General features: G+C 37.3%; 21 protein-coding genes. 9 read left to right on the forward strand and 12 right to left on the reverse strand.

Annotated features, from left to right (window positions below; genetic code table 11):
• On the forward strand, positions 1-289 hold a 289-nt coding region (locus tag IWB18_RS10370), incomplete at its 5' end, for a hypothetical protein (RefSeq protein ID WP_207740817.1).
• Positions 290-309: 20 nt separating this feature from the next.
• On the opposite strand, the gene IWB18_RS10375 is transcribed toward IWB18_RS10370, so the two are convergent.
• Genes IWB18_RS10375 through IWB18_RS10385 form a run of 3 tightly spaced genes read right to left on the reverse strand, consistent with a single transcriptional unit; the run spans position 310 to position 2,643 of the window.
• Positions 310-1,071 carry an ABC transporter permease gene (locus tag IWB18_RS10375; RefSeq protein ID WP_195683557.1) on the reverse strand — a complete coding sequence of 254 codons (762 nt, stop codon included), beginning with the start codon at positions 1,069-1,071 and terminating at the stop codon, positions 310-312.
• Positions 1,068-2,018: an ABC transporter ATP-binding protein gene (locus IWB18_RS10380; protein WP_195683558.1), complete on the reverse strand. Its 951-nt coding sequence runs from the start codon at positions 2,016-2,018 to the stop codon at positions 1,068-1,070. Before IWB18_RS10380 ends, IWB18_RS10375 begins: the two co-directional genes overlap by 4 nt.
• Complete coding sequence (locus IWB18_RS10385) at positions 2,011-2,643, reverse strand: ABC transporter permease (RefSeq protein WP_195683559.1); 633 nt, start codon at positions 2,641-2,643, stop codon at positions 2,011-2,013. The genes IWB18_RS10380 and IWB18_RS10385 overlap by 8 nt, the downstream gene beginning before the upstream one ends.
• A 97-nt stretch (positions 2,644-2,740) precedes the next feature.
• Here IWB18_RS10385 and IWB18_RS10390 point away from each other — a divergent pair, with 97 nt between their 5' ends.
• On the forward strand, positions 2,741-3,220 hold the full coding sequence (locus tag IWB18_RS10390) for a hypothetical protein (RefSeq protein ID WP_195683560.1): 480 nt from the start codon (positions 2,741-2,743) through the stop codon (positions 3,218-3,220).
• Here the strand turns inward: IWB18_RS10390 and IWB18_RS10395 are convergent.
• Complete coding sequence (locus IWB18_RS10395) at positions 3,217-4,152, reverse strand: glycine betaine ABC transporter substrate-binding protein (RefSeq protein ID WP_195683561.1); 936 nt, start codon at positions 4,150-4,152, stop codon at positions 3,217-3,219. The genes IWB18_RS10390 and IWB18_RS10395 overlap by 4 nt on opposite strands.
• Before the next feature lie 283 nt (positions 4,153-4,435).
• On the opposite strand from IWB18_RS10395, the gene IWB18_RS10400 reads away from it, so the two are divergent.
• Positions 4,436-5,353 carry a radical SAM protein gene (locus tag IWB18_RS10400; RefSeq protein WP_207740818.1) on the forward strand — a complete coding sequence of 306 codons (918 nt, stop codon included), beginning with the start codon at positions 4,436-4,438 and terminating at the stop codon, positions 5,351-5,353.
• 77 nt (positions 5,354-5,430) lie between these two features.
• On the opposite strand, the gene coaBC is transcribed toward IWB18_RS10400, so the two are convergent.
• From coaBC to IWB18_RS10430, 6 genes are read right to left on the reverse strand one after another with little or no spacing between them, the layout of a single operon-like run.
• Positions 5,431-5,979, reverse strand: a complete 549-nt coding sequence (gene coaBC, locus IWB18_RS10405) for a bifunctional phosphopantothenoylcysteine decarboxylase/phosphopantothenate--cysteine ligase CoaBC (protein ID WP_195683563.1) — start codon at positions 5,977-5,979, stop codon at positions 5,431-5,433.
• A complete protein-coding gene (locus tag IWB18_RS10410) occupies positions 5,976-6,752 on the reverse strand; it encodes a phosphopantothenoylcysteine decarboxylase domain-containing protein (protein WP_195683564.1) in 777 nt (258 codons plus the stop codon). Before IWB18_RS10410 ends, coaBC begins: the two co-directional genes overlap by 4 nt.
• Positions 6,753-6,756: 4 nt before the next feature.
• Positions 6,757-7,140, reverse strand: a complete 384-nt coding sequence (gene panD / locus IWB18_RS10415; protein ID WP_195683565.1) for an aspartate 1-decarboxylase — start codon at positions 7,138-7,140, stop codon at positions 6,757-6,759.
• The gene (panC, locus tag IWB18_RS10420; protein ID WP_195683566.1) at positions 7,134-7,994 is read right to left on the reverse strand and encodes a pantoate--beta-alanine ligase; all 861 of its coding nucleotides are present in this window, start codon (positions 7,992-7,994) and stop codon (positions 7,134-7,136) included. Before panC ends, panD begins: the two co-directional genes overlap by 7 nt.
• The gene (gene panB, locus IWB18_RS10425) at positions 7,995-8,837 is read right to left on the reverse strand and encodes a 3-methyl-2-oxobutanoate hydroxymethyltransferase (protein ID WP_195683567.1); all 843 of its coding nucleotides are present in this window, start codon (positions 8,835-8,837) and stop codon (positions 7,995-7,997) included.
• Entirely contained in the window at positions 8,834-9,673 is an 840-nt protein-coding gene (locus IWB18_RS10430) for a Rossmann-like and DUF2520 domain-containing protein (protein ID WP_195683568.1), read from the reverse strand. Before IWB18_RS10430 ends, panB begins: the two co-directional genes overlap by 4 nt.
• 533 nt (positions 9,674-10,206) lie before the next feature.
• Here IWB18_RS10430 and IWB18_RS10435 point away from each other — a divergent pair.
• Positions 10,207-11,100 carry an SGNH/GDSL hydrolase family protein gene (locus tag IWB18_RS10435; RefSeq protein ID WP_195683569.1) on the forward strand — a complete coding sequence of 298 codons (894 nt, stop codon included), beginning with the start codon at positions 10,207-10,209 and terminating at the stop codon, positions 11,098-11,100.
• A 502-nt stretch (positions 11,101-11,602) separates the two neighbouring features.
• Here IWB18_RS10435 and IWB18_RS10440 read toward each other — a convergent pair.
• Positions 11,603-12,508, reverse strand: a complete 906-nt coding sequence (locus tag IWB18_RS10440; protein ID WP_195683570.1) for a LysR family transcriptional regulator — start codon at positions 12,506-12,508, stop codon at positions 11,603-11,605.
• A gap of 165 nt (positions 12,509-12,673) precedes the next feature.
• Here IWB18_RS10440 and IWB18_RS10445 point away from each other — a divergent pair, with 165 nt between their 5' ends.
• From IWB18_RS10445 to IWB18_RS10460, 4 genes are all read left to right on the forward strand, one after another.
• The gene (locus tag IWB18_RS10445) at positions 12,674-14,911 is read left to right on the forward strand and encodes an FAD-dependent oxidoreductase (RefSeq protein WP_195683571.1); all 2,238 of its coding nucleotides are present in this window, start codon (positions 12,674-12,676) and stop codon (positions 14,909-14,911) included.
• Between the two features lie 191 nt (positions 14,912-15,102).
• Positions 15,103-15,681 (forward strand): TetR/AcrR family transcriptional regulator, encoded by a 579-nt coding sequence (locus IWB18_RS10450; RefSeq protein ID WP_195683572.1) that lies wholly within the window; start codon positions 15,103-15,105, stop codon positions 15,679-15,681.
• Positions 15,678-15,998 (forward strand): cupin domain-containing protein, encoded by a 321-nt coding sequence (locus IWB18_RS10455; RefSeq protein WP_195683573.1) that lies wholly within the window; start codon positions 15,678-15,680, stop codon positions 15,996-15,998. Before IWB18_RS10450 ends, IWB18_RS10455 begins: the two co-directional genes overlap by 4 nt.
• 17 nt (positions 15,999-16,015) lie before the next feature.
• Positions 16,016-16,411 carry an OsmC family protein gene (locus IWB18_RS10460; RefSeq protein ID WP_195683574.1) on the forward strand — a complete coding sequence of 132 codons (396 nt, stop codon included), beginning with the start codon at positions 16,016-16,018 and terminating at the stop codon, positions 16,409-16,411.
• Between the two features lie 71 nt (positions 16,412-16,482).
• Here IWB18_RS10460 and IWB18_RS10465 read toward each other — a convergent pair whose 3' ends face one another.
• The gene (locus IWB18_RS10465; RefSeq protein WP_195683575.1) at positions 16,483-18,045 is read right to left on the reverse strand and encodes a ClC family H(+)/Cl(-) exchange transporter; all 1,563 of its coding nucleotides are present in this window, start codon (positions 18,043-18,045) and stop codon (positions 16,483-16,485) included.
• Positions 18,046-18,184: 139 nt separating this feature from the next.
• On the opposite strand from IWB18_RS10465, the gene IWB18_RS10470 reads away from it, so the two are divergent.
• On the forward strand, positions 18,185-18,754 hold the full coding sequence (locus IWB18_RS10470) for a hypothetical protein (RefSeq protein WP_195683576.1): 570 nt from the start codon (positions 18,185-18,187) through the stop codon (positions 18,752-18,754).
• The last annotated feature ends 136 nt before the right edge of the window (positions 18,755-18,890 follow it).

Genomic DNA, 18,890 nt, shown 5'->3' on the forward strand with positions numbered 1-18,890 from the left:
GACGATATCAGTCGATGCATACTTCCATTATAGGTTATTGAAACAAAGCCGGAACGGGTGGAATATCATACCGGATACGGTGGAACGAATCACCGGACTTGGTGGTAATTATCGTCCGTATTATTCAGCAAAAGATATCATATCTATACTTCAAGAAAAAGGCTTCGCAGAAATCGAAGTGATTCAAACCGTTTTTGGAAAGCTAACTGAAGTTAGAGCAATTCAAGATTTCAAAGAAGGATTTGGTGAGGGAGGATTTGTTGTCCTGAAATCCACTAAAATCAGTTAGAAATAGTTGATTTACCATACTTACTGCCATTTTTTTGATTGCTCTACACGATAAAAAAGTAGATCCGCCAACATGGCTATCAGCATAACTGGCAATGCGCCCTTTAAAATAAGTATTGGGTTATTGGTTCTAATTCCTGTGACTATGGGCAGACCTAAACCGCCGGCGCCGACGGTAGCTCCTATAGTCGCAGCTGAGATACTTATGATCGTGGAAGTGCGAAGTCCGGCAAGTATGACTGGACTTGCCAGTGGGAGCTCGACTTTTCGAAATACTTGAAATTTATTCATGCCCATAGCTCTGGAAGCAAGAACGAATTCTTGATCAACATCTCGCAAACCATCCATGGTGGCGGTCAATATGGGAAATATTCCATAAATCACCAGTGATACAACTACAGGTTCATAGCCATAACCCATGGAAGGAACAAGCAGTGCCATAATGGCAACAGTGGGAAAGGTTACACCCAATCCACCCAACATGATGGCAAATTCTCTTAACCCCTTCCATTCATACAAATGGATCAGTGCTCCAAGGGTAAATCCAACCAAGCTTGAAAATAGTACAGAAGCAAGTACAATAATTAAATATTGGATAACAAGTTTCTGCAAGGGTATCCACTCTACAAATCCCTTTTCGACATTCAAAACATCTTTCAACCATAGCTCAAGAATGCTAAATTCATTAATTAAAACTAAAAGAACTATTAATAGAAAGATTTCTTTGATCCACAACTTCTTTCCAAGATTGTTCCAAAATTCAATATTTTTTTTGTCATTCATTGATTTTCACCGCCAAAAGAAGTTAAAATGTCTTCAAATCGAAACTGAAAAACATTACCTCCCAGATTTACCATCAATTCACTATTGCTGTTCATCAGCATTGCAGAAAGTAGCTCTTTGCATGTGCTGTTCATCTTGAATTTCGTTAGTTCTGATAAATTTTTGAATTCTTGAATAGGGATAGAATTTCTGACAAGATCTTTTAAGGTGATTCTTTCTAGAAGCTCCAAGGTATAACTATTGCCGAGAAAATCCCAGACCGCATCTTCTGCTTCACGTACGATATCAAAAGGTCGTCCTTGGGCAACTACAGTTCCATTCTTCATTAAAACTAAAAAATCTGCCATACGAACAGCTTCACCTACATCATGGGTAACAAAGACCACTGTTTTTTTCAATTTGTTTTGAATTTCCAAAAAAGATTCTTGAAGTTGAAGTCGGCTCACGGGATCCAAGGCCCCAAATGGCTCATCCAACAAAAGAATTTCAGGGTCTGCTGCAAGAGCTCTGGCAACGCCTATTCTTTGAGCTTCTCCGCCGGAAAGTTGATGAGGATATTTTTTAGCAAAAGATTGATTCAACCCAACTAAATCCAGCAGTTCTTGAATACGGGCTGTTGTTTTATGCTTGGGCCAGTTCATTAAACGTGGGACTACAGCAATATTATCTTCCACACGCATGTGTGGAAATAATGCAGATCCTTGTATTGCGTAACCCATATTTCTTCTTAATAGTTCCGGCTTTATGTTTTCGATTGGATTTCCGCCTATTTCTATAGTTCCGGCTTCAGGTATCAACAAACGGTTGATCAGCTTTAATAATGTAGATTTTCCACATCCGGAAGGTCCCAAAAGCATGCACAGTTGGCCTTTTTTGATGGATAAGTCAAAACCCGAGAGAACAGCTTGGTCACCGTAGTTTTTATAGACATTTTTTATGTCAATCATAATGATCCTCCTTTAATTGTCGCTGTTTTACCATTTCTTCAAACCCTGTCATAATCAGATTAAGAGATATGGAAACAAGAACCACAAGCAGGGAAGCGACCACAACCAGGTCCAACGCAGATTGAGCCAATCCAAGGAAAAGCAAAGCTCCAAGACCGCCTCCGCCCACTAAACCGGCTAAAATTGTATTGGCTACAGTCTGAACCAGTGCAGTGCGAATACCCGTGTAGATGACAGGTAGTGCTAAGGGCATTTCAATCTGAAAGAAAATTTGAAAATTGGTCATGCCCATCCCACGAGCCCCTTCAAGCACTGAAGATGAGATGTTTCTAAAACCAGCTGTAAAATGGCTGGTCAAAGGTAACAGTGTATAAGAAGTCAAAACAATATAAGCAGGGAAATAACCAACTCCGCTGATCCCAAGTTCTTTTAGAAAAGGATAGGTTATAGCCAGCATTGAAAGAGGAATCATCAGCAAGCCTAACATTGACAAGGTAGGAACTACTTGAAAAAAGTTGGCAATCAGACTAACAGGACGTTCGATCCATTTTTTTTTATAAGCTCCGTAACCAAGAATAAAAGACAGAAAAATTCCAGTGGTTACGGCGTGTAGAGTAAGTTGCATATGACGAATGAACTCACTCCAAATTCGAGATCTTTGACTTGTTAGTTCACCCATTATGGAGATGGAATCAAGCCAACCCAGTTTAAATAACAGGGAAATGCCTGACAAGGAAACAGTAAATATCAATGATGGGATCCAAGATTTCAATTTAAGATCTTTAATATTGGCCTGTAGCTTCAGAGTCTTTTGTCGCAACAGAATAATGAACCCGCCCATGACCAGCCAGAATCCAATGCCCAGTGAAACTCTAAAAGAAGTTGATGTACCTATCAATAAGTTGGAAGAAGTTTTTCCTATTATTAAAATGAAAGCCCAAATTCCAAGAACCATGCATGATAATTCAATAAACAAGGATTTATTCTTAATGGATGATATCAGGAAAAGGAAAATTATTGAAATAAAAGCCACTAAGAGAAAGAGTGGTTCTTTCTCTATGGTAAAAATATTTAACGGTATGCCTGCAATAATTCGGTTAGGTCGTAAAATCAGGAAGGAAGGACTTATAAAGCCTGAAATAATCAAAAACATACCAAATCTTTCGATTCCTCCCATAGTATTAAAATCACTCCCCATTTAATCCAACAGACCTTTCTCTTTAAGATACTCTTCGGCGACGATTTTAGCATCTTCACCACCGAATGCCACTCGAGCATTTAAAGACTGTAAAGTCTCCAAATCCAAAGACTCAAATGTATCTGTGAAAAGATCTCGAAGTTCAGGATATAATTCGGCAACTTCGCCGCGCAATACCGGCGCAGGAAGGTATACTGGTGGAACGTTCTTAGAATCTTTAAGAACCAGCATATCCATTTCTTGAAGAGAACCGTCAGTTCCATACACCAGTGAAACATTTACACCGTCACTGCCATCATATAATGCCTTTAACATTTCTGCAGTGTTGCCGTGAGATAAAACAATCATTTGATCGGAAGTTAGTTGAAATCCATAAGCGTTTTGATAACCCAGAAGACCCATGGGGTTGTCTGAAAAACTTGCTGAGCAGATAAGTTTTACTTCGCCTCCATTTGTTACGTATTCAGCGAAATCTTCCATAGTACGAATGTCATTTTCTTCTGAAAAGCTTTTTGTTACTGCCAACATCTCAGTATTATTGGCTGGTGCCGGTGTCAACCATTCGATGTTATTTGTTTCCTTGTCAAAAGTTTGAACCGCTTCATAACCTAGCTGAGGATCGGACCAAACTGCGGCGGCGGCAACAGCTCCATAATATTGGCCGGAACCGGTGTAATCAACTACCAAATCAACTTCGTTAGACTCGAGGGCCTTTCTAAGTATATCTGGTGTTCCAAACCCAATTTTGTTTTCTACCTCAAAACCCGAATCTTCCATTAGAAGAAGCAACATGTTTCCTAAAATGGCTCCTTCAGAATCAATCATGGTAGCCACCGTTATAGGACCTTTTGTTGCATTGTCCGTAGTAGCTTGTGAGCAGGAAGATATTAAAATAATCATCATTACCAATATCAATACCAAGTTTCTTTTTTTCATGTCTTTACGTAAGGTTGATCTTATGATAACCTTACCCTCCTTCCAGTTTTATGGTACATACTTATTATTCCCAAAACATGAAAAATTATTCATAAAATTGAGTAGGTATCAAATTCATGGATATAAAATACAAACTATAAGCGTATCATTGGAATAATTGAAAATTTGGAATATAATTTGAGTATGGACATTAAGGTTTCTGCGGGCATGAAAAATAGAAAGATTGATTTAGATGTAAATTTGTTTTTTCTAAATATACCAGGAGGTGATTCAAGTGAATGAAATGAAATTTGTGTACGGACCAGTACCATCGAGAAGGTTAGGTATATCTTTGGGAATCAGCCCGATTCCGAAAAAAACCTGCAATTATTCTTGTATCTATTGTCAACTGGGGAGAACTGACCATATGACCAATAAACGTCGGATGTTTTATCCCGTGAAAGAAATCGTAAAAGAATTTGAAATGACTTTAAAAGCGAATATTAAATTTGATGCTGTTACTATCGTTGGAGAAGGTGAACCTACGCTATATCTGGGATTGGGTGAACTTATAGATGAAATAAAAAAAAGAACGGATAAACCGGTTGCGGTAATAACCAACGGGGCACTTTTTTATGATAAAAAATTAAGATCAGAACTGTATTGTGCTGATATTGTATTGCCTACTTTGGATGCGTATGATGCTGACACCTTTAAAAGAATAAATCGTCCCCACGGATCCATCGATTTTAAAATGGTCAGCTCCGGTTTGAAATTATTTTCAGAAGAGTATCAGGGACAGCTGTGGATCGAACTTATGTTGATCGATGGCATCAATGATGATGATTCATCCCTGAAAAAATACTCTGAAACTTTAGGAGAACTCAAGTATGCTCGGTTATATATAAATACTCCTGTAAGACCGCCGGCTGAACCGTACGTAAAAGCAGTCGAGCGCGAGAAAATGGATCATGCCGTCGATGTTCTGGGAGGTATTTCGATTGACTTACTTCAATCACAAGGATTTCACAGCGAAATTGAGAATGATTATGAGGCAATAATTAGTATCATAAAGCGACATCCTATGAATCAATTTGAAATTGAGGGATTTTTAAGTTCCAGAGACTGCAAAAATATAGATGCTATATTGTGTGACTTGAAAAAGGACAGCAAGGTCATTTCGCTAAATTATAAAGGATATGATACCTACAGGTTGAAATAAATTCTAAACCTTCACGCACTTAATTCAAAAAAAGTACATGAAGGTTTAGATTGTGGAGGACTCTATACCGCTAAGGATCAAAGAATATCAACCAATTTTTTTTCGATCACCTGCATAATGTCATCCATTTCAGCAAGTTTGCCTTTTCCAAAATCTCCACAAGCCAGCCTGCCTTCTGCAGGATCTACTATGATTACGCCATATTTTTTTAATTTCTCAATGTTGTCCTTTAAAATTGAGTTGTTCCACATTGCCGTATTCATAGCTGGAGCTATAATAACAGGGGCTTTTGTTGCCATGACTGTAGTTGTTAGCATATCGTCAGCCAATCCATTGGCCATTTTTCCAATGAAATTTGCACTGGCTGGTACGACGACAAATAAGTCAGCAATTTGAGCAAGTGAGATGTGCTCCACACTAAATGTGGCGGTCTTTTCAAACATGTTTGTGACAACTTTATGGGATGAAAGTTTCTGAAAAGTTAGTGGAGTAATAAATTCAGTGGCATTTCTTGTCATGATTACGTGGACATCAAATCCCTTCTTAACGAGACGACTGACTAAATCGGCTGATTTGTAACACGCAATTCCGCCAGTAACCCCCAATATTATCGTTGGCTTTTTCATATGATCTCCTTTTTTGAAAGTATTTCTACGATTCCATTTGCAATTCGTTCCTTGGTTTCAAATGTTCCGATGATGTTTCCGATTTTATCGATAAGGATGCCCTCATGCCTGTTGTTTTTTATGGAGTTGGCATCGTTTGCCAGAACAAGATCGGATCCACTTTCTCTAATTTGATTGTTTGCGGCAGCCAAGAGATCCTCAATACTGCACTCTTGCAACAATTTAAAACCAACCAAGAACGTACCAGGACTAATTTTTTTGACTAAGTTTATAATTTTTGGAGTGCGTTTCATAAACACGCAAATATCGTCGTTTGAAGGTATTTTTCCATTTTGTTGCATGTTAAGATCCTGAAAATAATTTTTGATTTGTTTTTTACAGGCAGTTTGGGAGTACAACTTAATGTCAAAGATGTGCCGAGCTAAATCATCCATGGTCAGATATCCATACATGGAAAAATCAGAAATAGCCATACAGTGTATAAATAAATCGATCTTTTGATGCAGAAGAAGTTTCTCGGTGACCTCTTTTACATCAAAGACTGTGTTTGCTGTGATTAATTCGATCTTGGAAGAATTATTTTCCATTGTAGGCAGTATACAGTTTTCTGCATGAACGTAATAGATTTTGATATTTTGATCATATTTACTTCCGTAGTCCATCAGCTTTTCAGCTATCAGGCTACTAAGGCTTCCTGTTGAAAGGTTGGTTATCTTTCTTACCCCATCAATGTTTTCAGATGTTCCACCACCTGTTAAAATTACTTTTATCATGTTATCACTCCATTTTACCAGGTGTTTCTTTGTGTTTTACACTGGATATTTTATTGTTTTTGTCCAAAATACAAATGACAGGCGAAAATGCAAGCGCTTCTTTCTTATCTATGGCAGCGTAAGAAATGATTATGACTAAATCTCCCTTTTGTACTAGTCTTGCAGCAGCACCATTGACACAAATCACTCCTGAACCTGCTTCTCCGGCAAGCGTATAAGTTTCAAATCTTGCACCATTATTTATATTTACTACTTGAACTTTTTCTCCTGGAAGGATATCCGAAGTTTTCAAGAGGTCTGTATCAATAGTGATACTGCCTACGTAATTTATATCAGCATCAGTAACTGTGGCTCTATGAAGCTTTGATTTAAACATTGTTATCAACATGACGTCACCTCTTTTTTTAAGGTGATGTTATCAATGAGTCTGACATTTTTAAACTTAACTGCGACAGCTACCAGTGCATCACTTTGTACTTGATCGATTTTCACCAGATTTTTTTTATCCACGATATCTGCGTAGTCTATTTCTCCATGGGTTATTTTAAAAAGGTTGTATCGTAGTATTTGGAGCAAGTACGTTGTATCAAGGTTTCCATTTAAAAACTCCATTTTTACTTCTTCTAAAGCCTTAAATATTAAAGGAGCTTGTGATCTTTCTTCTGGGAGTAGGTTGGAGTTTCGTGAACTTTTGGCCAGTCCGTCTGATTCTCTTACAGTTGGGCATTCCACTATAGAGACGTCAAAAAACAACTCAGCCGCCATCTTTTTAATAACCGCCACTTGTTGAGCATCCTTTTCACCGAAATAAGCACGATCCGGTCGAATGATGTTGAAAAATTTAGTAATTACTGTTGCGACTCCTTTGAAGTGACCAGGTCTGGCAGTTCCGCACAAGTTTGCTACGATATCTCCTTCCGTCTCAACAATAGTAGAGGAATTCAACGGGTAGATTTCCTCTGATGAGGGGTTGAAAAATATGTGAGTTCCTGCAGCTTTGGCCAAGACCATATCTGATTGAAGATCCCTAGGATAGGTTTCAAAATCCTCTCCTTGTCCAAACTGGGTCGGATTAACGAATACAGTAGTTACAACCAAGTCGTTTTCTAATATGGCTTTTTTGATCAGGGACAGGTGGCCTTCATGCAAAAATCCCATGGTTGGAACGAAACCAATTCGCATATTGTTATAATTTTCTTTTATATGCTGCTTAAGATCTGTCACAGAGTATATTACATCCATTTAGTACCTCTCCTTTAAAGCATTTATTATGTCATCGTCCATGGTAAAAGTATGTTTAACTTCAGGAAAGGTGGAAGATTGGACTTCTTTGATGTATTTCTGGGTAGCATTTTCCATTATAAGTCCCAAATTCGCATATTGTTTTGAAAACTTGGGAGATTGTCCACTGAACATTCCCATAAGATCGTGCATTACCAGTACTTGCCCATCGCAGTACCTTCCGGCACCGATGCCGATAGTGGGGATGGAAATGGTTTCAGAAATAAGTTTGCTGAGTTTTTCTGGAATTCCCTCCAAAACAACAGCAAAAGCTCCTGCTTCCTGTACTGCTATGGCATCCTGAAGTACGGCCTCAGCCCGAACCAAATCTTTTCCTTGAACTTTAAAACCGCCAAACACGTTGACTGATTGTGGTGTTAGGCCGATATGACCCATAACAGGGATTTGAGCATCAACGATGGCGCAAATTTTGTCGCGAATGTTTTTTCCGCCTTCTAACTTGACGGCTTGAGCTTTTCCTTGCTGAATAAGACGTCCAGCATTTCTAACCGACTCTTCCACACTTATTTGGTAAGTTAAAAAAGGCATATCTCCAACAACAAAGGCTCTGTTTGCTCCTTTACGGACGCATCGACAATGATATATCATATCATTTATGGTAACTTCCAAAGTAGAATCCAATCCTTGCACAACCATTCCAAGGGAATCACCGACCAAAAGGACATCTACGCCAGCTTCATCAAAGATTTTCGCAGTGGAAAAATCATAAGCTGTCAGCATGGAAATCTTTTTATTCTCTTTCTTGTACCGAACAAAAGTTTCTACGTTAAATTTGTTGTTCATATCAGATCACCTCTTAAAATATTTTCAAAATCTTTACCATTCATCTGCGCGGTCAAGCGTCCCAGGTTTGTGTAAAAATCAAGTAACTGTTCATCATGAGTAGCTAGGGAATCGATATGCTTCTTGATAGTTTCGCCATCCCCTCGAGCAATTGGTCCGCTCAAAGCCAAAGAACCTTTCTTTTCGAAATTTTCCAACGTTGCTTGGATCAAGGGCATGAAGACTCTTTTAGATAAATCATCTTCCCAACCTACGAACTCCAGCATTTTAAAGCCGAAATAGAGCAAGGTAACGAGGTAATTGGAAAGGACACAGGCGCCGCCATGGTATAGGACCTTATCTTCTTTTTTGATTTTTATAGCATTTAAATTGGTCGTGCTAATCATGTTCTCGAAGTCATTTAAGTTTTTTTCATTTCCTTCATGGGTGAACCAGGCTTTCTCAATTGTGTGACATGGAATCTCCTTGTGGGGAAATGTCATAACAGGATGAAAAGAGTAGCACCCACATCCATTGTCGTCAAAGGTTGCAAAAATCCCGGAATCAAGCGCACCACTTAAGTGAACAAGTAAATGTTTTTTTGTAATTTGTCCGGACTTATAAAGACGATCGACAATTTCAGCAAGAGCGTTGTCTGGCACAGTAAGAAAAAGGATGTTGCTGACACGGGCGATCTCTTCAATATTAGTAAAAACCAGAGAATCAGTTTGCTTTGCAGCATATTTACTGGAAGTCCAACTTCTGCTGTAATAGCCAGTTAATTGGAGACCCTTGTTGTTAAAAAAGCGTCCCATGGAAACGCCGACATTTCCGGCGCCTATAAATCCGATTTTCATATTGAGCTCCTTTCTTATCACTTTTATTTTTTTAAAAAAAAAAGCCTCCCGCCATTTAGCAGAAGACCTTAGTATTCATAAGCACAACAAAACAGACGTCATCATATATCAAATTTACGGCGACGTTTTGAAGGTAGAAGTTATCAGGTCTCTGTCCCATTTGGGGATCAAAGCGGTTTTTGTAACGATGCTTGACTATTAAGATACAACAAATTAAAGTAAAAAGCAATGGTTTATACTCAATCATCATAAGATTTCTATGCATGTATAAAGTTCAAGTTTATCATATAAGATCGATGTTGATCATAACAAAGGCTGAATTGACTTTTCTAGAAAGTGCTGAATGTAAATCAAGAACATTTAAAGAAGTAATACTGTAGTTGATTTTGAGACGAGTAATTGTAGTAGGTTAGTTTAATATGGTAAATTATGCAAAGATTGATTTTGAATTGATCGGGTATAAATATATCGTCATTGGTATTCAGTCCTAAAATTTTAAGTAAACGATTTGTCTTAATTAAGGAGGAATCAAAATGAGACGTTTCAAGGTTGCTTTTTCAATTGTCATGGTGATTTTTATGTTGATGACATCAGTAGCATTTGCAGCTCCTAAAGAAGGTGTGATTTATACAGCACTGGGAGATTCAATAGCATTTGGTACCGGTGGGACGGGAGGCGTGGGGTATACTGATTATTTTAATGAACATCTGACAAGAATATACGGTGAAGGTGTATATCTTAAACTTGCCCAAAATGGACTTACAAGCTCTGATCTATTAGGGTCGCTATCCGATACAGACGATGCATATGGAGTACAGGCAGCAGTCGGCGCTTCAAATGTGATAACTGTAAGCATAGGCGGAAATGATCTTTTGAGTCCATTTTTAGAAGCTTTCGGAACACTCGTTATAGAGAATTATTATATATATCCTTCAGGCATCGACATTCAAAGTTTAATGGCAGATTTAGAGGGATGGCAGGAAAATCCATCTGATCCCGCTTATACTCACTTCAATGTTTTATTGGCGGATTTAGAAGTAACTTTCATTTCAGCTGTTGAAGAATTCGGCTTAATCAATTGGCCGTCCATAATACAAAATTTAAGAACAATCAATCCATCTGCTGATATCTATGTCAATACGGTTTATAACCCATTTGTAAATGTTCCCATACTTCACGACGCCGTCGATATTTTTGTTCAAGGGTTGAATACATCAATAAAAGGATATTCAGGAATCTACGGATACAAGGTAGTGGATGTTTATTCCAAATTCGAAGAATACGGAAATCCTATAAAACTTGCAGTTGGAGACTTAAGCAACTTAGCCGAGTTTACTACTAATCCGAGTACAGTTCCCGTACCACTTCATCCAACCGATATGGGATATAAATTGATATTCAATATGCATAAAGATCTAATGAGGTAAGGGCATGTCTTAAATCAAATCAAAAATAGAGACCCTGCGAATTTAAAATGGATCCTATAAAGTAGACAGTTAATATAAAGGGTATACTGCCCAAAATTAACAGACTCTGCTTTGTAGGATCTTTTAGTTATACTTAAATTACAAAGTTAAGGGAGAGCTGCCATGGGGAAAAATCATTTTGCTGAAGAACAGCAGCTTTAACTTAGCAAGAATCCGTGCATGGCGAAGGCCATGAAAACAGACAATCTTTCTGACAACCTATTAAAAGAGTTTCAAATAGTAAATTTCTAACTGTAGACTTTGTACTAGAAACAGTGAATATGCTTGTTCGAGATCACGGCATTTTATTAAGCAACAGACCATTCTAGATTAATGATCGTTACCAATGAAACTTAGCCAAATTATCTCCAAGTAAGTATGCTGACTACTTAAAGGCTGGTGAATATCCAATAACGACATAGAAAATACCCTCACATCACTTTTATGACATGAGGGGAACCTTTTAGTCTCTATTTTTTTCGTTATTAGAAAACCCACTATTCACACTATTTATCAAACTTTCCATCAAGTAATTCATTGTATCGGTTACTGGTGTTTCATTTAGAGTGATAACTACATATTCGTCTGAGACTTTAAAATTTGTCACCGGTTTTAGCAACAAATTTTGCGGCAGATGTTCCGGATTCCCCGAGTAAAATCCTATAGCCATATTAGCACTGCATAAATCGAATTGTATATTCAGTTCAGATGGATTTATAAAAAGCTTTGGTTCTATACCTAATGAATTCAAAGTATTTAATGTTAACGAGCACTTAGTATCCGTATTTAAGGCGATTATTCGCTCTCTTTTGAGATCGTTGATAGTTATTGACTCTTTTGCAGCAAGTGGATGTTCTTTGTTTATTACAGCATATACCTCAGATCTGAATTTGAGCAGAGTTTTTAGTTCGGAATGAATTATGGGAGATGTCGTAAAAGCGAGATCGACTTCTTTAGAAAGTACTGCATTTTCACATTCTTTGTCTTGGTATCGTTTTAATATTATGTTGATGTCGGGATAGTCCAACATGAATTGACTAATGAAATTTTTCGGTAGCATGTAGAAAATGCCCTCAGCATAACCAAGGTAAAGAGATTTCTTTTTGTTGTTTGATAATAAACGAATTTGCTGATGCATTAGTTGATATTCATTGAGAATTACCATGGCATGATCTTTAAATTGTTTTCCATATTCTGTGATTACTAAACCATTAGTTGTTCTATCGAACAATGGAAAACCTATTTCGTTTTCCAGACTCTTTATTGCTTTGCTTAATCCTTGCTGAGAAATGTGTAGGTTTTTTGAAGCCTTTGATGTGCTTTTTTCCTTGCAAATTTCAATGAAAAACTCCATATGTCGAATGTTCAATCTATCATCCCCTTATATATATAACTACATTTTAAAATACATTAAGCAAATGTACAACTAATAGTTGTGCAATTAGCAACAAATAGAAGTTTTACATTACTTGGTTGTTGTTTTAATATGTGATTGTAAATTAAATATCAAACTATAATGAAAAGGTGGGAAAAAATGAAAAAATCAACAAAAAAGGTTTATGCAGTGATCCTTGTTTTATTCTTGTTAGTTCCATTATTTGGATGTCAGAGACAAGAAAAAACTTTCACTTCAGAAGCTAAGGGATTTGGGGGAACAATTACGGTAACAGGCACATTCAAAGGGGATGAATTAACTAACATACAAATTGAAGCACCGGATGAAACTCCGGCAATCGGTGGCAAGGCAGCAGAAGTGTTGGAGGTGGAAATTTTTGATTTGAAATCAGCCAAAGTAGATGGGATTGCGGGAGCCACTTACACCAGCAATGCAATAATACAAGCGGTGGAAGATTTGTTTGCGCAAGCTCAGGGATCAGATGGAGAAAATGTAACAATAAATATGAATCCTGGAACTTACACTGGCTTTGCTAAAGGATATTCAGGAGAAATAGTCGCAACAGTCACCGTGTCCGAAGATAAAATAGAAGAGATCAAATTAGAGAAAAAAGTAAATGAAGATCACATTATTACAACTGATTCACCCATGTTTATTCTACAAACAGTGGCAGTGGATGACTTGGACCAAATATTTTATGACGTTCAAGAATTGCTTCCTGAAAGAATTATTGATGCTCAGTCATTGAGTATTGATGGTATTACCGGTGCTACAGCAAGTAGCAACGGTGCCATACAAGCTATTAAAAATGCAATTAAAGAAGCAGGTCAAGATCCAACAGGATTTGATCGCGAAATCGTTAAAAATACATCTGAAGAAACATATGATTGTGATATTGTAGTAGTTGGAGGAGGAACATCAGGAACTACCGCCGCAGCTCAAGCTACCGAGCTTGGCGCAAAAGTAGTTTTAATCGAAAAATCGGCAAGGCTTGGAGGCACCGGGGGTCTTTCAGCGGGACCAATGGGTATGAATTCCTCAGCACAAGTTGAACAAGGGTATGGAGTAGATGAAGAGTTTAAACAGAACTACTATGATCATTATGAAGAATTGATGAATTGGTCTATCAAAGGATCATTATTTAGCAAGATGATAAGTAAATCAGGAGAGACCATAGACTGGCTGGTTGACAAGGGTTTTAAAATTGAACCGGATACGTCTTTTTTTGCAGTATCTCATGGAGGAGCTCAATTGATTAATGCATATACAAGTCTTCCGTATATGGGCATGGAAACGAGAGGATACTTTGAAAATATGGTCAAGGATGTAGATACAATTTTGACTGAGACGACTGCAGAAGAACTGATTAGAGATGAAAGTGGGAAAATCACGGGCGTAAAGGCTGTCAAATACGATGGTTCTACAGTTACCGTAAATGCAAAAGCTGTCATAATGGCAACAGGTGGTTTTGCAGGAAATGAAGAAATGCAGCAGGAAAAGCTTGGAGCCGTGTACAGTTTGCTTGGCCTTAAGCAAAACGATGGTTCAGGTTTGAACATGATGCTTGAAGTTGGAGCGAATGAGTACAATGCTTCTACGATCTGTACTCATGCAATAGGTGTTCCTGCCGAAGTAACAGATTTCAATGGCTTTGACAGTGCAATCCCTTATTCATTGTTGACAACTTCCGCACTATTGCAAGTTAATGATCAGGGAGAGCGCTTCATGAACGAAGAGGTTCAGGATTATGATATGACAAGAGGTTCGGTAACACACTCGATGCAGGGTTCTTATTTCTATGTATTGTTATCGCAAAAACAAGTAGATGAAATTTCGAAATCTGGGACAAGTGCTGTCGGACAAAACTACGATCCAATGGCCTTTAGTTTTCAGTACAATACCATAGGCAAAGATATACCTATGAGCAATATTCAAGCTGTTTTAGACCAGGCTATAAATCAGGAATTAGCATATAAGGGTACTCTTGAAGTAATTGCTGAGAAGATTGGTGCTGAGCCTGAAATATTGAAAAATAATGTGTATGCTTATGATGAAATGTGTAAAGAAGGAAAAGATTCATTGTTCGGTAAAACTGTCAGCTCAGCAAATATAATAGGAGAAGGACCTTATTATGCAGTGAAGGGAACGACAGTAGCTTACTGCACCAATGGTGGCGTTGAAGTGGATACCAGATGCCAGGTTTTAAATACTGAGGGTGAATTGATTGAAGGGCTGTACGCCGTGGGAGTGGAGTCGCAAGGTAATATCATGGACGGAGTTTCTTACACCAATGTATCTGGGATAAACTTGTCATGGGGATTTAATTCAGGAAGAATAGCAGCTAAGAATGCAATGGAGATAATAGCTGGAAATTAAAGTAAAAATATGACATAATAAAATTTAAATAACAGCAAAGCATACGCAGGAATCTTGTGACTTATGGTCAAAGGATTCCTGTTTTTTATCAGGCAATTGCTAGATTTAATCATTAGGAATTAATAGTATTGATTTTAAAAACCAATTATGATAAACTATGAGTGAGCGCTCGTTCAACGGAGGAAATAAAAATGAAAAAAGAACAAATCATTCTAAAAGCCATAGAGATCCTTGCAAAAAAAGGTTATGCCAATACTACTACAAGAATGATATCGGAAAGAGCAGGGATAGCTGTAGGCAGCCTATATACACATTTTAAAAGCAAGGATGCCATATTGGATCACATTTTTCAAAATGAATACAAGAAACGTGCAGTTTATATTGACCACTTAAAAGAAAAAGAATGCAAACACATAGAAAAAATTGGTATGTTTTTGGATTTTCATTTTGATGAATTGGGAGAAAACAGGGATTTGATGACCGTTTTGGTTCGAGAAAGTGCAAATCCGGAATTGCAGCATCTGGATGGGGTGAAAGAGTTCACGGAGCAACTACCGCTATTTTTCAAATCGATTTTAGAAAAAGCCATGGAAAATGGTGAGATAAGGAAACTGAATGCCGATCTGACAGCAGAAATAATATTCAGTACCATACGAGGAACAGTTTGTGGAATGGCTGCAAAAAGCGAGATTCAAGAATTGGAAAAAATCAAGAAGGAATTAAAAAAATTTATTAACAATGCAGTAAAAAATCAGGAGGAATTTAAATGAAAATTATTAGAATGCATGAAGTAGAAGGAAAGATAAATATGAGAGGTGTTATGGCAAAAGAGCTGATTAATCACGACACAACAAGAGTTATGAATCTAGTTCTTAATCCAGGAGATGCGGTGCCGGAACATGAAGTACCTGTGGATGTATTCTTTTATATAGTCTCCGGAAAAGGTACCATACAAATCGGAGATGAGAAGGCTGTAGTCAAAGAAACGGATATAGTTTTGTGCCCGCCAAATGTAAAAATGGCTTTGTGGGCAGACCAGGGTGAAATCTTCAGTGTTTTAAACGTGAAAACACCTAACATGAAATAAGATAGGAGTAGTAATAAATGAATGTAGAAATCAAATGGATCGGGAAACAAAATTTTATTGGAAATGATTCAGATGGTCGATCAGTGATGATCAGTCCAAATAAAAGTGAAGAAGCTATAACACCACCGGATCTTTTACTTATGAGTCTTGGTAGTTGTACTGGATTATTCATGTTACCTGCTGCCAAGTCTATGGATGTTGAATTAGAGGATTTTGAAGTCAGCCTTAAGGGAACAAAATCAGAGACACCACCAAAACTATTCGACAAAATACATATTCACGTCAAATTAAAAGGTGATATGACAGAGTTGGAAGCGAATGAAATTTTAAAAAAATCTCACGAAAAATGTTTTGTTTTGCATAGCTTAAACCCTAATATACAAATTGAAAATAGTATAACAATAGTAAAATAAGAAGAAGGCATGAACTTGGGTTAAAATAACCGATGTTCATGCCTTCTTCTGGATCGCTGACAATAAATGTTTCAATCACTGTCAGTCAACTTCTGCAATAATTCACGAACACATGTTTCTTGATTCACGCTGGTGAGGATTATCAAATGATCTTCAGGTTGTATCTTTGTTAAACCATTGGGTGTGATATCTTTGCCATGTCTGCGTATGGCTATAACTAGATTTCCTGAAGGAAGACCAAGATCCTTTAGATAGCAATTTTCGATTTTTGAACCGTGGTGAACAATAGTATCAATTGTGACTTTTTTAAAGTCATCCTGTTCATCCTTGTGGTTTACCTTCTCTTTGAGTTGCAAATCTAGAAGCGAGTCGTAAATGGGAGCGCTCTTTAATAAATCAGCGGTTACATATGCCACGATTGAAACAGCTGTAAGTGAGGATAATTGGCTGAAAGAACCTGTCATTTCTGTCAATAAAATTACGCCAGTAATTGGTGCTCTTACAATAGCTGTAAAGAAACCTGCCATAGCCAATATTACAAAATTATAAAATAAATCAGGATCCATTCCTAAAGCATTTATGGTAATATTGGCAAAAATACCGCCGATCAAGGATCCTATTACGAGAAGAGGGAAAAATATTCCTCCGGGTACGCCTGAACCAAAGCTAATCATCGAAAAGAAAAATTTTACGACAAGCACCAGTAGCAGCCAACGTAAACTGTTGCTTGAATTTAATGACTCGACGATGTGTTCTCCTCCACCCAATACGATTGGGAACGTCAAACCTAAAATACCAGCTACAATAAAAGGTATGATAAATTTTAAGTTTGCATTGTAGGCAGCAATTGTTTTATAAATGCTCATTGTCTTTATAAGAATATAATTATAAAATGCTCCGAAAGTTCCTACTATTACACCCAAAACAACAATTATCCAGTAATTATTTAAAGGAACGACGTTGTTTAATGTAAAGTTGAATATTGGATCCAACCCAAAGAATATGGTTGCTATAAAATCTGCGGTAACGGCTGAAGTTATAGTTGCTAATAATATAGTCGGAGAGAAATACTTGAAAATTTCTTCAAGTGCAAACATCACGCCGGCCAAAGGAGCATTAAAAGCTGTTGCCAAACCTGCGCTTGCACCACTGGCAATCAAGATTTTTCTCTCAGTTCGGGTATTTGAAAGTCGTTCTCCCAGACCATGTGCAGTTGCAGCCCCAAGCTGAATGGAAGGGCCTTCTCTCCCCACAGACAAACCTGCCAGAATGGAAACGGTACCACCAATGAATTTAGTGAGTAAAGTGGAAATCCACGGATATTTAAAATAACCCATTATTTGACCTTTTACTTGAGGGATGCCGCTTCCACCGATTTGAGGATTTCTTTTTACCAAATGACCGACAAACCAGCCTAAGGCTCCCAAACACATAAATAAAGGAAAAATCAACAATTGATTTTCTCCTATAAAATTGTAAAGTGAATTACTTAACTTTTCAGCAGATGTTAAAGCGAGACGATAAAATATGGTGACTAAACTGACACCGATCCCTATTAAGATGCTCTTAAAAACAATGGGCAATCTTTTGTTGTGAGTTTGAATTGTACTGCAGTAATCATTTTTAATAGTCATTTTTTTCTCCTGTTCAATGTAGAAGTGCAAAAATAATTTTATCACACTTAGTTGATTGAAACCAGAAATGGATATAAATTAAATATACTCGAGTTTTAAATTAAGTGAAAATACAGTTTGAGGTTTTTTAGATTGGAGGGTGGCGATTATAAAAAAATATAATATTCTAAATTTATCGGGAATGCCTACGGGAGTATATTCATCCAACTGCATAATTAATAAAAATATTGATTGGGCCATTACAAGAAAATTTAAAGATTTTGCTAAGAACCATTGTGGGGCGGTACTTGTAACAAATCTGGCAATTTATTTTTCCAGTTCAGGATATAAAAATCTGATTGTTGATGACAGCGTTTCGAACACTTTCAATTTTGTCCACAAAATTGTTGGAAATGGACCTGTTATTAAATTATCGAGCAAGGCAAGAACATACTTTGCCGAAAGGGGCTGCGATTTGCATTACAAACGTGTAAATTCATATGAAAAAATAAAAGAAGCTGTCAATAGAGGTAATCCTTTAGGCCTTTTGTTGTCAAATGGATTTACAAACTGGCATTGGGTAATGGTCGTTGGATGGAGAGAATACGAAACGGGTGATAACTACCTAAATATTGTTGATGGTTGGAATAATTCAATCAACAGGTTTTATAAAATAAACTCAAGATCTATATGGTGGATGGCAACAGAATATTGGATCGGAAAATCATAATATCAGGGCATTTAAATCTAGAAAGATTACATTTGGATCAATCTGTTAGATGATTTATGATGGTTCGTTTGCAGCAATAGATGGTAATTGGCTATATTATTACAAAGACGATAATTGGCTATATAGATCCAATCTC

It is taken from the genome of Alkalibacter mobilis (genome assembly GCF_015594845.1).
GTDB lineage: Bacteria > Bacillota > Clostridia > Eubacteriales > Alkalibacteraceae > Alkalibacter > Alkalibacter mobilis.

What these genes read in the sequence shown, in the direction of transcription:
- IWB18_RS10400 (WP_207740818.1), top strand. Translation starts at nt 4,436, where the DNA reads ATGAAATTTGTGTACGGACCAGTACCATCGAGAAGGTTAGGTATATCT.
- panB (WP_195683567.1), bottom strand. Translation starts at nt 8,837, where the DNA reads ATGAACAACAAATTTAACGTAGAAACTTTTGTTCGGTACAAGAAAGAG.
- IWB18_RS10450 (WP_195683572.1), top strand. Translation starts at nt 15,103, where the DNA reads ATGAAAAAAGAACAAATCATTCTAAAAGCCATAGAGATCCTTGCAAAA.
- IWB18_RS10435 (WP_195683569.1), top strand. Translation starts at nt 10,207, where the DNA reads ATGAGACGTTTCAAGGTTGCTTTTTCAATTGTCATGGTGATTTTTATG.
- IWB18_RS10375 (WP_195683557.1), bottom strand. Translation starts at nt 1,071, where the DNA reads ATGAATGACAAAAAAAATATTGAATTTTGGAACAATCTTGGAAAGAAG.
- IWB18_RS10410 (WP_195683564.1), bottom strand. Translation starts at nt 6,752, where the DNA reads ATGATAAAAGTAATTTTAACAGGTGGTGGAACATCTGAAAACATTGAT.
- IWB18_RS10465 (WP_195683575.1), bottom strand. Translation starts at nt 18,045, where the DNA reads ATGACTATTAAAAATGATTACTGCAGTACAATTCAAACTCACAACAAA.
- IWB18_RS10460 (WP_195683574.1), top strand. Translation starts at nt 16,016, where the DNA reads ATGAATGTAGAAATCAAATGGATCGGGAAACAAAATTTTATTGGAAAT.
- IWB18_RS10390 (WP_195683560.1), top strand. Translation starts at nt 2,741, where the DNA reads ATGCCTGACAAGGAAACAGTAAATATCAATGATGGGATCCAAGATTTC.
- coaBC (WP_195683563.1), bottom strand. Translation starts at nt 5,979, where the DNA reads ATGAAAAAGCCAACGATAATATTGGGGGTTACTGGCGGAATTGCGTGT.
- panD (WP_195683565.1), bottom strand. Translation starts at nt 7,140, where the DNA reads ATGTTGATAACAATGTTTAAATCAAAGCTTCATAGAGCCACAGTTACT.
- IWB18_RS10395 (WP_195683561.1), bottom strand. Translation starts at nt 4,152, where the DNA reads ATGAAAAAAAGAAACTTGGTATTGATATTGGTAATGATGATTATTTTA.
- IWB18_RS10445 (WP_195683571.1), top strand. Translation starts at nt 12,674, where the DNA reads ATGAAAAAATCAACAAAAAAGGTTTATGCAGTGATCCTTGTTTTATTC.
- IWB18_RS10385 (WP_195683559.1), bottom strand. Translation starts at nt 2,643, where the DNA reads ATGCAACTTACTCTACACGCCGTAACCACTGGAATTTTTCTGTCTTTT.
- IWB18_RS10455 (WP_195683573.1), top strand. Translation starts at nt 15,678, where the DNA reads ATGAAAATTATTAGAATGCATGAAGTAGAAGGAAAGATAAATATGAGA.
- IWB18_RS10380 (WP_195683558.1), bottom strand. Translation starts at nt 2,018, where the DNA reads ATGATTGACATAAAAAATGTCTATAAAAACTACGGTGACCAAGCTGTT.
- panC (WP_195683566.1), bottom strand. Translation starts at nt 7,994, where the DNA reads ATGGATGTAATATACTCTGTGACAGATCTTAAGCAGCATATAAAAGAA.
- IWB18_RS10430 (WP_195683568.1), bottom strand. Translation starts at nt 9,673, where the DNA reads ATGAAAATCGGATTTATAGGCGCCGGAAATGTCGGCGTTTCCATGGGA.